The sequence below is a fragment of the Burkholderia sp. AU17457 genome (genome assembly GCF_002223255.1).
GTDB classification, from domain to species: Bacteria; Pseudomonadota; Gammaproteobacteria; order Burkholderiales; family Burkholderiaceae; genus Burkholderia; species Burkholderia sola.
Genome location: NZ_NKFB01000008.1, coordinates 144,369 through 158,112, shown reverse-complemented (window position 1 = coordinate 158,112; position 13,744 = coordinate 144,369). Strand labels below are relative to the sequence as shown.

The following is a 13,744-nucleotide window of genomic DNA, read 5'->3' as shown; positions in this document are numbered from 1 at the left end:
CCGCGCGTCAACGGGCCGCGTGGTGCGCGACGTCCGTTTCCGCGAAGTGTTCGGCGATGCAATGGCGCAGCCGCGGGCCGAACACGGCGGCGATGTCGTCGGCCGAGTACGGCGCAACGACGTCGTCGATGCCGAGCGCGCGGTCCACTTCCTGCTGGAGTCGCGTGAAGATTCGCTGCGCGGCGCGCTCGTCGTGCAGGTACGTATTGAGCGCGGCCGCCGTCGCCTGCGCCGCCGCCGCGTCGAGCCCGTGCGCCGCGAACGCGTCGGCCGACCATTCGTCCGCGTCGCGCGGCGCGTCGCGCATCGCGTCGATTTCGGCCAGCAGGGCGGGCCCGTCGGCGCCGAGCGTCGCCACGCACATCCGGTCCGCCGCGGCGACGAGCTGATTCAGGCCGGCCGTCATCCGGCGCAGCACCGTGCCCGCCGGACATTGGCGCGCCCGCGCGATCTCGGCCTCGTCCCCCTGCAGCAGCATCGCGAGATCCTCGCGCGCAATCTCGTGCGCAAGCGGGCTCGTGTGTTCGGTGGACCAATCCTCGAAACGCGCCAGCGCGTCGCGAAACGCTTGCGTGCGCGCCTGACCGGGCACCGCGTCGAGCGCGACGATCAGCGCGCGCAACTGCTGCGCCGCACGCACCGCGAACAGGTATTTTTCCGCTTCGAGCTTCAGGAACGCCGCCGCGTAGCGGTAGAAGCCGGGCTCGGCCGCGCTCGCGTCGGCGCCCGCCGGCGACGCCGGCTCGATCATCGCGCGGTAGGCCTGCTCGACCATCGTCTGCGGCCCCGCGCACACCGAGTTGCGGCCGACGAGCAGGCCCGCCGCCTCGGCGATCACGTAATACGCGTCGCTGGCAAGGCACGGCGCGGCCGGATCGCCGCCCGATGCCATCCGCTTGATCAGCGAGATATGCACGATCCGGTGCATGCCGAGCGAGATCCGGTAGATGATCGACGGCACGACGGGAATGCTGTCCGGGTCTGCCGGCTGCTCGCGCCGACGGATCAGGTAGGCGGGCAGCAATTGGCACAGCTTGCTGATGAACCACAGGTCGAGCATCGACACCGCGCCGGCGTGGCCGCGCAGACGGCAATACCCGTCGCGCAGCGTCGAGATGGTCGGCAGCACCAGGTGCCAGTGGTTTCCGAACTGCCGCAGCGACGAGATGTTCATCGGCAGCGCGTGATGAAACCGGCTGCCCTCGTACTCGCAGCGCGCGGCCTCGATCTCGATGCCGTCGCGCGATTCGGCCGGTGCGATCTCCTCGCCGAGCGGACGAAAGAAGCTGTCGCGATAGGCGACCATCGAGCCCAGCATCGAGCGCCAGTAGAACTCCGGTTTGTCGAGCGCGCGCGGCCCGTGATAGCCGGTCGCGTACAGCGCATCGATGACGGTGAAATCAAACTCGTTCTGCATCATGGCTTCCTGAAGAGACACGGCCGCCGGCACGGCGGCCCGATAGAACGAACGGCGTGGGGACGGCGCGTCAGCGCGGCATCGACATCGGCTTGCCGGCCGTGTCGGCCGCGCGGCGCCACCGGCGCGCGAGCGCCTGCCACAGGCTCGCGAGCTCGACCCGGCAGAAGGTCCGCACGGCGCGGGGCGACCACCACCAGTAGTTCACGTTGATCGAATCGCTCAGCGATTCCACGTAGTGCCACCAGCCGGGCGGCAGGTACAGCACGTCGCCCGCCTCCAGCACGAAGTCGTGGCGCGGCGCCGACTGCACGCGCGGAAACAGCACCGGGTCCGGGTCGCTCATGTCCACCGGGCTGAAGATCACCGGCAGATCGCGGCGCTGCCGGTAATACACGTTGGCGGACTGCTCGGGCGCGAACAGCACCCAGCGTTTGCGGCCGTACACCTGCACGTTCAGGTTCTCGTGCCGGTCGAAATGCATCGGCGACGAAATCCCTTCGGGGCCGAGCCAGAAGCCCGGCCGCAACACCAGCCTGCGCCTCAGCCACCGCGGCATCCAGCCGGGAAAGCCGTGCTGCTCGTGCAGCGGCACAATGTCGTCCTTCAGCTCCGGCGCCGTCGAATAAATCGCCGCGTAGGTGATGTACGCGGTGCGGGCGCTGCCCTGCGCCTGCATCGCGCGGATCGTCGCGCCGAGGCGCGCGGTTTCGTAGCGGCGCGCGCCCAGGTAGAGGTCCGGTCGGGTCGGCGTCGGCGACAGCTGCGACGTCTCCACCGTGATCTCGTGTTCGCCGTAGCGCTCGACGAAGAAATCCGGCGTCCAGCGCGTACGCGCGGGCCACGCGTCGATGAATCCTTCCAGCACGGCCGGATGCTTCAGTCCGGCCAGAACGTCTCGCATGCTCCGGCTGCCGTCGTAGCGAATCCGCGGCATCGGCACAATCTTGCTGCCAGTCATTGTGGGGCTCCTGTCGACAGGAAAATCAGGACACCTGCCAATCTCCGTTATGCCGAAGCACGTCGCCCGGCAGCCAGCGGATCACGCGGGTGGTAGCGCCGAGCGTGTCGAGGCGCGCGTCGATCTGGTCGAGCGTGTCGGCTTCCGCCGGCTCGCCGTTGATCCAGCCGATGTCGTCGATCTCGGTGGCGATGCCGCAGAACCCGTTCGCATACGGCGCGAACGCATGGGCGCCGGCGCGCGCGCAGAGCTCGCCGATACCGGACGGCCCGAGCGTGATGGACGGGCCGTCGCCCGCTTCCGCGATGCGCGGCAGGCGCTGCAGGTCGGTCATCGGCAGCACCATCCAGAACGTGAACAGGCCCTGCCAGAACGGCGCCTTGCGCATCTCGCGGCAGCAGCTCAGGACCAGGTCGGGCCGGCCGCGCCGGGCGACGGACCGGTCGATCACGTCCATCACCGAGCCCTTCGCGTCCTCGCCGCTGTCGACGAGCAGAATCACCGAGAACTGCGGCGTCGTGACCCGGTAGCAATTGCCCCAGTTGCGCACGTCGTGCGGCGGCACGGCCGCGCCGATGGTCGGTTGCTCGCCGTAGAACGGCAGGATGTCGATCTCGATGTCGCCGATCCGCACCGTCTCGCCCCAGCCGGGCGCGAGCACCGTCTGCCCGACGTCGCGCAGCGACTGCTGCATGTCGTCCTGCGCCAGCAGCGATGCGACCGGGATGTGCGGCACGATGACCGGCACCGATCCGTCGCCGCCGTGCCGCAGGATGGTCGGGATGTGCCAATGGTCGAGATGCCCGTGCGTCACGAGCATGCCGTCGATCTGCTGGCCCAGGTTGGACGGCGCGCGATCGAGATCGGGCAGGCCGACGTTGCCGCCGATTGCGAGGCTGATCGGGTCGGTCAGCAGACGGGTGGTTTCGGATGCGATCAGCAGCGACGCGTGTTCGAGCCGCTGGATGCCGGGGCCGTCGAACGCCGGCCATGCCAGCGCCGCGTCGCCCTTCGGCCGTTCACAGCCGAGCAGGCGCGGGTCCGCGTACAGATCGGACAGCGGCTGCCAGCGGTTGCGCTGCAGCGCGTCGCGCAGCGCATTCGCGAGCTGCGGCACGTCGCCGGCGGCAGTGTCGAGCACGATCGGCTCGCCGCCCCGCGGCGCCAGCGCGAGCGTCCAGCGGTCGCGGCGCTGATGCAGGTCGTAGAGCAGCGCGCGGCTCGCGATGCAGCCGCCGGCCGCCACCGAATCCGGATCGAACAGTTCGGCCAGAAACGGATAGCGCGCAATCGCATCGCGCAACAGTGCGGCGCAGGCGGCCGGTTCGAATTTCGCTTCCATGAATTGCTGCATGAGCGCGTCCTGCCGCTCGATCAACAAGCCCAGATCATGCGCGCGCGAAGCCAGAATGCCTGTATTGAGGAAGACCCCCAGGCGATCATCGACTGACATGGTGTGTTTTACCCTCGGATTCTCTCGGCGAAACGCAAACGTGCTCCCGCGCGCCGTCACCGGACCGCGAAATGCCGCATCGTTCCTTTATCTTTTATTGCGTGCTCGTGGTGCGAAGCGTCGATAATTATCTCGACAGCGCGGCCCGCACGCTCAATGGACGCATGTCGGTCCAGTTGGCGCCGATCCATTCGAGACAGGCTTCCCGGTTTCCCGACGGGCCCGCCGCCCGCCAGCCTTCCGGCACAAGCTTGTCGTCCGGCCAGATCGCATATTGTTCCTCGTGATTGACGACCACTTTGAAAACGGTATCGTTTTGCGGCGTTTCGGCTTCCATGTCTCTCTCGTTTCAATAATCGATCACACGTGTCACACGCATCACATAATTCGATATTTCGATAAGAACAGCACGCCCGACAGCATCGAGTGACGATGCAAGAACGCTAAAAATCGAAGCGAACAGACTTTACCATAACCCATCTTAAATCAATTACATTTCTATTGCATGAAAACAGGATAAATCATAATCTTCTGCAACCAATAATCCAGCCCATTGTTTCATAAATATGCGAATAGATACGCAAAATATGCCTTTGCAAATAAATCGATAATCGATCCAATTGTTTTGGATTTTGTTTGGTTCGTTTTTAACCGGAGTTCAGAAGCATGGTCTTGCTGGCCAGTACTGTCACCATTCCGCTCGAGCGCCCGACGGCGCGGCATCGGCTGCTGGTGTTCCATCACGCGTGCGGCGCGGCGGCCAATTACTATCGATGGGGGGCGTCGTTCCCGGACGACGTCGAGGTGTGGCTGATCGAACTGCCCGGCCGCGGCCGGAGTCTGGGCGCTCGCGCGATCGATACGTTGCCCGAACTGATCGACTTCCTGCGCGCGCTGCGTCCGCTGTTGCCGCGCACCTATTCGGTGTTCGGCCACAGCATGGGGGCCTTGATCGCATACTGTTTCGCGTGCGACATGGCGCAACAGGGGCATCCGCCCGTCTGGCTCGGCGCCTCCGGCGCCGATGCGCCGTTCTACCCGCATCGCCACGCGCACCGCGATGGCATGCCGGTCCATTCGCGCACCGACGCCCAGATCGTCGACTATGTCGTGTCGCTCGGCGGGACGCCGCGCGAAGTGGTGGAACACGACGCGCTACGGGCCATGCTGCTGAAGCTGGCCAAGGCGGATTTCCGCGTCGTCGAGCGGTTCTTCCCGCTGCCGTCCGCGACCGCGCTACCCTGCCCCGTCACGGTTTTCTCCGGCCGCGACGACACGTTGCTGAGCCCGGCCGGGCGACGTGACTGGTTGCGTGCGTCGCACCACACGGTCGATTTCCGCGAATTCGATGGCGGGCACTTCTTTCTTTTGGACGATCCGGCCGCGGTTCAGCACGCAATCGGCCAGGCGTTGGCGCAGGCGGGGCAGCGCGACACCGATGATTGCGCGATACCGTAGCCGATCGCGTGGGCGACCCGCTGTCGTCATCGACCGCTGCGGAGATGCGCCGGGCGATCGCGCTGGGCGACCACGACGCGCGCCGGATCGCGATCACGTATTCTTGATCGCCGTGCGTTGCGCGGTCACTTCGACGAAGTGATCCGCCGGCATCGGACGCCCAAGCAAGAAGCCCTGCAGCGAATTGCAGCCGAGCCGGGTCAGGAACTGCTGCTGCGCGGTCGTTTCCACGCCCTCCGCGACGATCTTCAGGTCGAGTGCCCGGCCGAGCGCGACGATCGCGGAAATGATCGCGGCATCTTCGGTATCGTGTTCGAGATCCCGGATGAATCCCCGATCGATCTTGAGCTCGCTGGCCGGCAAGCGCTTGAGATACAGCAAGCTCGAATAACCCGTTCCGAAGTCGTCGATCGAAATTCGCACCCCCATGTCGTGAAGCTGCTGGAGAATTCTCAGGCTGGCGTCGGCATCGCGCATCGCGGTCGATTCGGTGATCTCCAGCGTCAGGCAGTGCGGCTCCAGCGCATGCCGCTGCAATGCGGCCTCCACGACCCGGATCAGGCTCGCGTGACCGAACTGCAACGGTGAAAGGTTCACTGCCATCGTCCAGTCGGTTCGACCCGCATCCCGCCACGCGCGCATCTGCCGGCAGGCCTCGTCCAGTACCCATTCGCCGATCGGCACGATCAATCCGGTCTTTTCCGCAATCGAGATGAACTGATCGGGCGACATGAGGCCGCGCGTCGGGTGCTGCCATCGCAACAGCGCCTCGACGCCCATGATCGGTCCATCGGGAACGTCGAACTTCGGCTGGTAATGCAGGACCAGTTCGCGCCGCTCCAGCGCCAGACGGAGTTCCTGCACGATTTTCAAGTGCTCGCGGACATTCGCGTTCATCGATGCCTCGAAGAAGCAGTACGCATCTCGGCCGAGCGCCTTGGCGTGATACATGGCTGCATCGGCATTGGCCATCAGCTCCCGGAAATCGCTGCCGTTGCCGGGATAGAGCGCGATACCGATGCTGGCCGACACGCGCAATTCGTGTTCGGACACGTGGAACGGCGCCCGAATCACCGCCAATACCTTGTCCGCCACGTCGGCCGCGTCGGCGGGCTCGTTCACGGCCACGACCAGCACGAACTCGTCGCCGCCCAGACGGGCAATCGTGTCCTGCGAGCGCAGGTTCGCGCCGATGCGCCGGGCCACGTCAACCAGCAACAGATCGCCGACATGATGACCATAGGCGTCGTTGACGGCCTTGAATCCGTCGAGGTCCATGAACATCAGCGCGAAACATCCGTGCTCGCGATCGGTGCTCTGGATCGCCTGGTCGATCCGGTCTTCGAGGAGCACGCGGTTGGGGAGCTTGGTGAGGGTGTCGTGCAGCGCCAGATACGTCAGCTCCTGGTTCGCTTCGGCCAGCGACGTCGCCAGCACCGCCGTGCGGGATTCCAGACGCAGGTCGAGGACCGAAACGATCAGCGCGATGGCGAGTATCGCCAGCGTGGCCACGACGATGACGAGCGCAAGCCCGCCGGGGTCCATGCTGGAGCGGGCGGCCCCGCAGATGCTGCCCAGCGGGAACCGGGCGGCCGCCATCCCCGTATAGTGCATGCCGGCGATGGCGGCCCCCATCAGGACCGCAGCCCCCAGGTTGAGCAGGCGCACGCGAGACGAACCGGTTCGCCGAATGAATACGATCCATAGCACGGCGCCCGATGCGACGACGGCAATCGCGACCGACAGGCAGACGAGCAACGGGTCGTACTGGATGCCCGGCGACATGTGCATCGAAGCCATGCCCGTGTAATGCATGCCCGCGACGCCGGCCCCCATCAACATCGCTCCGCCGCCAAGCCGGTGCCACCTGAGCGTGCCCCGACAGACGAGCCACAGCGCAACCGTGGAGCAGCCAATGGCGATCAGCAACGAAAGCACGGTCATGGCCGGATCGTATCCCAGCGGAATCGGCAACGCGAAGGCAAGCATGCCGACGAAATGCATCGACCAGATGCCCGCCCCCATCACGCTGGCCGCGCCTACGAGCCACCCATGTGCGGCGCGCCCGTTGGCCGTCTTGATACGCCCGGCCATGTCCAGCACGGTGTAGGACGCCAAGATGGCGATCAGGAGCGAAAGAAGAACGAGCAACGCGTTATAACTTGTCGGCAGCATTGTTATTTACAGATCGCTTTCGATTTGGCGGTAACGAGCCCCCGGGGTAGCCGGGGGCTTCGCGGATTCGCGTGAAAGTTGGGCACAAACGGAAAGCGGTGTCCGAAGGAATGGACCGGTGGTGTGACGCGTCAGGCGATTCCGACGACGACCGCTTGCAGCGGCGGATCATAAACGCGCGCTCCCGTTCAGGAAAGGATTTACCGCAGCGGGGGCGGGGGAGGACGCTGGAAGGAATCAGAACGTGTGGCGAATGCCCGCCGCGAACGTATTGCCGGTGGGGTGAGCGCTCAGCTTGTCGTAAGAGTAAATCGCGTAGATGTCCGTGCGTTTCGACAGCAGGTGGTTGTAGCCGACAGACGCGGTATTCCGCAGGCTGCGGGCCGCTTCGGTCGGGCCGGACCGCTTCGTGCGCGCCCACTCTGCAAGCAGGAAGTCGGCCGGCGACAACGGGATCGACACACCCGCCTCGTAAGTATGGCTGCCGGTCGGCGTACTCGCGTCGCTCGTCATCGCCCAGGCGCCGTAGAGCGTGACGATCCTGAAGTCGTATGCCGCGCCCGCCAGATAGGCGTACTGCGCGCCGACCGGCCCTGCCGCGGTATAGCGCACGCGCTGGCCCGACAACACGGCCGTGAGACCGTGCGCTCGATAGTTCAAGTGAACGCCGAGGTTACCGACGCCAGGCGAACCCGCAACGCCGCCAAGACCATAGATGACGGTGGCGCCGAACCCGTCGAAGTCCGGCGTCGTGTACTTGACGGTGTTGTTCCACACCGTATCGCCGAGGATCGTCCCGCCATAGTTCGTCACGAACGTCTGCAGGACGAGTGGAGAGAAGACTGTCGAGGATCCGAACGGATTGACGATGGATTCGGCCGTATAGGCCGGGTTTCTCTGGCGGCCGAAGGTCAACTGGCCGAAGCCACCTTGAAAGCCCACGTACGCATTGCGTGACCAGAACGGGTCCGCCGCACTGCGCCCCAGCGCGCCGTTGGCGGGTTGAAAGAAGCTTTCGAGGACGAAAATGGCGCCGACGCCGCCGCCAAGGTCTTCCTTGCCGCGGATTCCCCAGAACGACGTGGTGAGCCCGCCGCTTCCCATCAGCACCGTGGACCGCGGCATGTCAGTGCGTTTGATACTCCCGACGTAGGTGCCGATGAGGCCATAAAGCTGAACCTGGGAGCCGCTATCTGCGCGTGCGCCGTCGGAAGTCCATACCAGACCGGCGCTGAATATCGCCGTCGCGCCGAGCGTACCGACAACGCGCCGGGCGACCACGCGCACCACGACCTGTCGTGTCTTTTTCATTTCGGTTGTCTCCATTCATATTTTTGTGAGCGTCCTTTTCCGCGGCAATCCTGTCAGCAGTACTGATGGATTACTCTATGACGAGGAGCTTGTCGCGAGCATGTCGCTGAAGCCACTGGCGTGACGAGCGACGAAACGCCTCCCCCCTCGGGGCTTCTCAGGGAAAGGCGCCGTCAGGAACGCGCGTGACTACGGGGAAATCTCTTCGAGCGAACGATTGGTCGTCTCCACCATTCGCGCGGCGACGAAGAAGCCCACCGCACTGACCACGGCAAACATGACGAATACCGCGGCGATACCTCTCCCGGTCAATACGACGCCGACGATCGCCGGCGCGGCGGCAGACGCCGCGCGTAGCCACGAAGTCGCAAGACCGGTGCCGATCGCGCGCATCCGGGTGGGGTAGATTTCAGGGGTGTACAGGTACAGAAGAACCGTGGTCGTCGCCATCACCGCGTAGGCCGACGATCCGAGCAGCATCACGGACCACGCGCTGCCTGCGCCATGAATGCCCAGTGCGGCGAGCAGGGCCGCGCTGATGATGAAACAGGCCATTGCCCACCGGCGGCGTCCGACCCGATCGATCAGCAGCGCACAGGCAAGCACGCCGCACGTACTCAGGACGTTCGAGATCGACGCCATCTGAAGCGACGCTTGCAGCGGCAGGTGGTAAACCGTCTTGTAGAGGCTCGGCAGCCAGTTGTTGATGCCATTGGCCACGAAATAAGCGCTCGCCCAAAGCAGCCACACGACGACGGTGCGGCCCCGGTAGAACGGCGAGAACAGTTCCTTCCACGTTCCCTTCTGCTTCGACTGTCGTCCGATCAGAAGGCCCGCCACGCGCGCGTCCACTTCGGCCCGTTGCGCATGCGTGTCGAGGTTGCGCTTCATCGTGCTTGCCTCCAGCCGCTCGATGATGCGTTCGGCCTTATCGAAACGCCCGCGTGATACGAGCCAGCGCGGCGATTCCGGCAGGCGTGCGATCAGGATCGCGACGACGATGCCGGGAATCCCGCCGATCAGGAACATATATTCCCAACCGAAGCGCGGGACGACGAACGCACCGAGCTGCGCGGCCGCGAGCAGGCCCAACGGGAAAATGAGCTCGTACAGGATGAAGAAGCGTCCGCGGCCGTGCGCTTGAGATAGCTCGTTGATGTACGTGGCAGCCACGGGCACTTCTCCGCCCACACCGATGCCTTGCAGGAAACGCATCAGAAACAGCATGTGAAAGCTGCCGGTGAACGCGCATACGACGCTCATGGCCGACATGACGCCCACCGCGACGGTGGCGCTCGGCACACGCCCCAGGCGCTCCGCCAGCCAGCCGAACACCAACGCGCCGACGACCTGCCCAAGATAGCCGGCAGCGATCAGCACGCCGATCTGGCCGGGAGAAAGATGCCAGAGCCCCACCAGTACGGGCAGCACGAAAGCAAGCGACAGTGCGTCGAACGCATCGAACAGGGTCGCGCTGCCCATGACGATCCGTGCCTGGGTGTGCCACTTGCAAAACGGCACGTTCTCGATGCGGAACAGCAGGTTCGCCGCCCGCAGTTGCTCGCTCATGGGACGCGTTTCGCTCGCGGATCGACCAAGGTCGACGCCGCAGGCGGTCGAAGGGGTGTTCATGCTGTCTCCTGAAAAGCTGCATTTTATGAACCTTCGGCTTGCTTCTTGTTGTGCGGCACCGGTCGCGTTTCTTGATGGTTTTCCGCGATATCGGCGCCCTTTTTATCGTTTGCCGAGCCTGTCGGCGGCGGTGCGTGCGATGCGGTGGCGCGCGCCGCCCCGACGCTCGACGCCGACGGCACGCGAGTGGCGCTGCGCCGTCGTCATCCGACTATGGACGTGCCGCGCCCGAGTCAGTCGACGAGGCCGGCCGAACGAAGCGCGTGCGCGATTTCGACGTCCGCGCCTGGCGCGAGCGGCAACAGCGGCGAGCGCACGGTGGCGTGCTCGAGGATGCCGCGGGCCACCAGACCGTGCTTGAGCGCGACGGTGCCTTCCATGTGCGACCCGCGGTGATACACGTTACGCGTCACCGGCAGCAGGCGATCGTGAATCGCGCGGGCGGCCGCGTAGTCTTTCGCCTTGCCCGCCTTGATCAGTTCGATGAGCGGCTCGGGAGCCAGACTGCCGTAGCCGACGAGCGCCCCGTCGACGTCGAACATCGTGTGGAGCAGATACTCGTCGTGGCAGGTGAGGATTTGCAGTTCCGGACGCTCGCGTCGGATGATCGGAATCTCGACGTCCCAGCGACGCATGTTGCGCACGCCGTTTTTCATCGCGAAGACGCCCGGTTGCGCGGCGATCTCCAGCTGCGTGTCGAGGTTGTAGGTCGCCTTGGTGGCGTCCGGGTATTGGAACAGGATGAGCGGCAAGCCGCTGCCCTCGTGGATGGCGCGGTAGCGATCCTGCGGCGCACCGTTCTGATAGCCGAAGCGCAGCCAGCCGTGCGACGGATACACCAGGCCGGCCGACGCGCCGGCGTCGACCGCGCGCTTCGCTTCTTCCACCGCCACTTCCGTGCCTTCGAGCGTGATACCGGCGATCACCGGAATCTTGCCGTCGACGGACTTCACGAAGCTTTCGATGACTTGAGCCTGTTCTTTCTGCGAGAGGAACGTGCCTTCGCCGGCATGTCCGAGCACCGTCAGACCTTTGACGCCTTCGATGCCGCCAAGCCACGCGCCCAGCCGTTGAATTGCCGCATGGTCCACCGCGCCCTCGCGGGTGAAAGGGGTGACGGGTGCCGGGACCAAACCGCGCAGATCGATCGCTTTCATGACGTCTCCAAATGTGAGCTTTTCCGCTCCTCTTTCCGGGAGGAGAGCCCGCCGCCCGTTTCGCATCGAACCGGAACGACGGTGCATGCGTTGCAGTGTAGGGACGCACGACCCATGCGAGAACGGCCAAATTTTGCATTTCAGCTATACTGATTTGACATATCTGCGGGAGGCTTCGCGGTGGACTATGCGGCCTGGAAGCTATTCATCGACGCGGCGGAACTTGGGAGCCTGAGCAAGACGGCCGTTGCTTACGGGACCAGTCAGCCGCACATCAGCCGGCAGATCGTCGAGCTCGAGCAGTACTGCGGGGGCCGCCTGTTTCAACGGACAGGCCGGGGTGTGGTCTTGACCGAGCTGGGCGCGCGTATCGCGCCGCGCGTGAGAACGTGGTTGGCCAGCACGGAGCAGTTGGCCAACGACATCCGCAGCACGGCGGGCGAGCCGATCGGCGTGGTCAGGCTCGGGATCCTGCCCTCCACCGCCCATCCCCTGGTCAGCACCGTTTACCATCGGCTTCGAGAGCGCTATCCGCTGGTGCAGTTACAGGTGCGCGAGGGTCAAGGAGCGTTACTGGAAACCTGGCTCGAGAACGGCAGCGTCGATCTCGCCATCCTGTTTCGAAATAGTCCGACGCCGAGAAACGGCGACGAATATCTGGTCGAGGCCGCGACTTATCTGGTGGGGGCGGAAGGCGATCCGTTGACCAGTCAGCCCACGATCGCTTTTTCCAGGCTCGATGGCATTCCGCTGGTCTCTTTCTGCCGCCCCAATAGCTGGCGCGAGCGGCTCGAACAAGTCGCGGGCGAACATCAGGTGTCACTGAATTTCGCGGCGGAAGCCGATTCTCTCAGCCTGCAGGGGCACATCGTCGCCGACGGCGGCATTCATGCGTTGCTGGGCCCTTACGCGATCGCCCATCTGGAACGGGAATGCCGGTTGCAAGCGTCGATGGTGGTCGATCCGTCCGTGCCGCGCTTCATTGCGCTCGCCATGTCGCCGCACGGCGAACTGACGCTGGCTTGCCGCACGGTCATGCAGCTCACGAAGGAAATCGCACGGTCGCGCACGCTCTCGTCGGATCTTCGGTTGGGTATGTCCGCCGCGTTCCTGCGCTCCATTTGAGCGGCTCGGCACAGTGCGTTCGCAGCCCTGATCGGGTGGGATATCGATCTCGGCCATGCGCGTCGTGTTGTCGGGCGCCGGCTTGCGCGGCGAACGGCTCGGCGGGCGGCGCAACTTGTCCATCCGCGCCGCCGATCCGCACAGACGTTTAGTACGACCTACCGCCTACCGTCGCCGCTTCCAGTTCGCGCGTGATGATCTGCGTGCCGCCCACGTCGGCGACCGACTTGACCAGGCCGACACCGGGCGCGAGCCAGTCGTCTGCACTCGTCTTGGTCGTTACCGCCGGGTTGGCGGCGGTCTCCGTGGTCTGATAGTGGCAAGCGTTGGCGAAGACCTTGCCGTTCCGGAGACTGACCGTTTCGCGCGCGACGTACGTCCGCTGGATCGAGACGGACGTTTGCGCGCCGCCTGACGGAACGACGGGCGTATTCACGTAATTCACGGTCTCGCTTCCCGCGAGCCCGATCGTCTCGACATAGGGCGGCGAGTTCACGTCCCGCACCACGAGCGTGCTGCCGCTGTAAACCTCGCTGCCGTAGTTCGTGCGCACACCGTTTCCGACGAGGTAGTAGTGATGGGTCTGGATCGGCGAACCGGGCGTCGTTTCGGCCTGCTGCGTGAGCGCCACGCCGTTGAACGTCGCCGGCGCGTAAGTCCGCGTGTACACGCCGTTGTCGACCGACGGGCTCTGCGACGTCGCTTGCGTGTACATGTGCAACTGCACGGTATCGCCTTGCTGGTAAACCGGGTCGCACTCGACGTTCGACGCGGTCGGCGAGCCCGGATTGCCGCCGGATGTGCCGGTGGTCGGCGTTCCGCCGCTTCCGCCGCTGCCGCCGTTGTTGCTCGTGCCCGAGCCGCCCGACGAAGCGGGCGAGGGATTGTCGTCGCCGCCGCAAGCGGTCAGCGCGAGGCAGGTCAATGCAATCAGTGCAGCGGCTTTCATCGGGATCACCTTCCAAACGAACAGGACGAACGAAGCCCGTACGCGCGGATCACGCCGCACGCACCGACCATCACGAATCAGGAATCAGAATCGGCCGGCGGCCCCG

Annotated in this window: 11 protein-coding genes; 2 read left to right on the top strand and 9 right to left on the bottom strand. The window is 65.1% G+C overall.

Annotated elements, in window-relative coordinates; genetic code table 11:
- Nucleotides 1-7 precede the first annotated feature (7 nt).
- From CFB49_RS30760 to CFB49_RS30745, 4 genes are all read right to left on the bottom strand, one after another.
- Entirely contained in the window at nt 8-1,417 is a 1,410-nt protein-coding gene (locus tag CFB49_RS30760; protein WP_089493707.1) for a hypothetical protein, read from the bottom strand.
- Between the two features lie 70 nt (nt 1,418-1,487).
- Nucleotides 1,488-2,378, bottom strand: coding sequence for a cupin-like domain-containing protein (locus CFB49_RS30755; protein WP_069619518.1), 891 nt, complete (start codon nt 2,376-2,378; stop codon nt 1,488-1,490).
- Nucleotides 2,379-2,403: 25 nt separating this feature from the next.
- Nucleotides 2,404-3,732 (bottom strand): MBL fold metallo-hydrolase, encoded by a 1,329-nt coding sequence (locus tag CFB49_RS30750; protein WP_249190631.1) that lies wholly within the window; start codon nt 3,730-3,732, stop codon nt 2,404-2,406.
- Between the two features lie 226 nt (nt 3,733-3,958).
- Entirely contained in the window at nt 3,959-4,168 is a 210-nt protein-coding gene (locus CFB49_RS30745; RefSeq protein WP_069619516.1) for an MbtH family protein, read from the bottom strand.
- A gap of 329 nt (nt 4,169-4,497) precedes the next feature.
- Between CFB49_RS30745 and CFB49_RS30740 the strand changes: the two genes are divergently transcribed.
- Nucleotides 4,498-5,289, top strand: coding sequence for a thioesterase II family protein (locus tag CFB49_RS30740; protein WP_089493258.1), 792 nt, complete (start codon nt 4,498-4,500; stop codon nt 5,287-5,289).
- 93 nt (nt 5,290-5,382) lie between these two features.
- On the opposite strand, the gene CFB49_RS30735 is transcribed toward CFB49_RS30740, so the two are convergent.
- The 4 genes from CFB49_RS30735 to CFB49_RS30720 form a co-directional block, all read right to left on the bottom strand.
- A complete protein-coding gene (locus CFB49_RS30735; RefSeq protein WP_089493257.1) occupies nt 5,383-7,464 on the bottom strand; it encodes a putative bifunctional diguanylate cyclase/phosphodiesterase in 2,082 nt (693 codons plus the stop codon).
- A 237-nt stretch (nt 7,465-7,701) separates the two neighbouring features.
- Nucleotides 7,702-8,775, bottom strand: coding sequence for a porin (locus CFB49_RS30730; protein WP_089493706.1), 1,074 nt, complete (start codon nt 8,773-8,775; stop codon nt 7,702-7,704).
- A 189-nt stretch (nt 8,776-8,964) separates the two neighbouring features.
- On the bottom strand, nt 8,965-10,407 hold the full coding sequence (locus CFB49_RS30725; protein WP_069619512.1) for an MFS transporter: 1,443 nt from the start codon (nt 10,405-10,407) through the stop codon (nt 8,965-8,967).
- A gap of 233 nt (nt 10,408-10,640) precedes the next feature.
- The gene (locus CFB49_RS30720) at nt 10,641-11,564 is read right to left on the bottom strand and encodes a dihydrodipicolinate synthase family protein (RefSeq protein ID WP_069619511.1); all 924 of its coding nucleotides are present in this window, start codon (nt 11,562-11,564) and stop codon (nt 10,641-10,643) included.
- 180 nt (nt 11,565-11,744) lie between these two features.
- Between CFB49_RS30720 and CFB49_RS30715 the strand changes: the two genes are divergently transcribed.
- The gene (locus tag CFB49_RS30715; protein ID WP_089437597.1) at nt 11,745-12,689 is read left to right on the top strand and encodes a LysR family transcriptional regulator; all 945 of its coding nucleotides are present in this window, start codon (nt 11,745-11,747) and stop codon (nt 12,687-12,689) included.
- Nucleotides 12,690-12,837: 148 nt separating this feature from the next.
- Here CFB49_RS30715 and CFB49_RS30710 read toward each other — a convergent pair whose 3' ends face one another.
- A complete protein-coding gene (locus CFB49_RS30710; protein WP_069619564.1) occupies nt 12,838-13,638 on the bottom strand; it encodes a hypothetical protein in 801 nt (266 codons plus the stop codon).
- Nucleotides 13,639-13,744 lie beyond the last annotated feature (106 nt).

What these genes read in the sequence shown, in the direction of transcription:
- CFB49_RS30750 (WP_249190631.1), bottom strand. Translation starts at nt 3,732, where the DNA reads ATGCAGCAATTCATGGAAGCGAAATTCGAACCGGCCGCCTGCGCCGCA.
- CFB49_RS30725 (WP_069619512.1), bottom strand. Translation starts at nt 10,407, where the DNA reads ATGAACACCCCTTCGACCGCCTGCGGCGTCGACCTTGGTCGATCCGCG.
- CFB49_RS30720 (WP_069619511.1), bottom strand. Translation starts at nt 11,564, where the DNA reads ATGAAAGCGATCGATCTGCGCGGTTTGGTCCCGGCACCCGTCACCCCT.
- CFB49_RS30730 (WP_089493706.1), bottom strand. Translation starts at nt 8,775, where the DNA reads ATGAAAAAGACACGACAGGTCGTGGTGCGCGTGGTCGCCCGGCGCGTT.
- CFB49_RS30735 (WP_089493257.1), bottom strand. Translation starts at nt 7,464, where the DNA reads ATGCTGCCGACAAGTTATAACGCGTTGCTCGTTCTTCTTTCGCTCCTG.
- CFB49_RS30745 (WP_069619516.1), bottom strand. Translation starts at nt 4,168, where the DNA reads ATGGAAGCCGAAACGCCGCAAAACGATACCGTTTTCAAAGTGGTCGTC.
- CFB49_RS30760 (WP_089493707.1), bottom strand. Translation starts at nt 1,417, where the DNA reads ATGCAGAACGAGTTTGATTTCACCGTCATCGATGCGCTGTACGCGACC.
- CFB49_RS30710 (WP_069619564.1), bottom strand. Translation starts at nt 13,638, where the DNA reads ATGAAAGCCGCTGCACTGATTGCATTGACCTGCCTCGCGCTGACCGCT.
- CFB49_RS30740 (WP_089493258.1), top strand. Translation starts at nt 4,498, where the DNA reads ATGGTCTTGCTGGCCAGTACTGTCACCATTCCGCTCGAGCGCCCGACG.
- CFB49_RS30755 (WP_069619518.1), bottom strand. Translation starts at nt 2,378, where the DNA reads ATGACTGGCAGCAAGATTGTGCCGATGCCGCGGATTCGCTACGACGGC.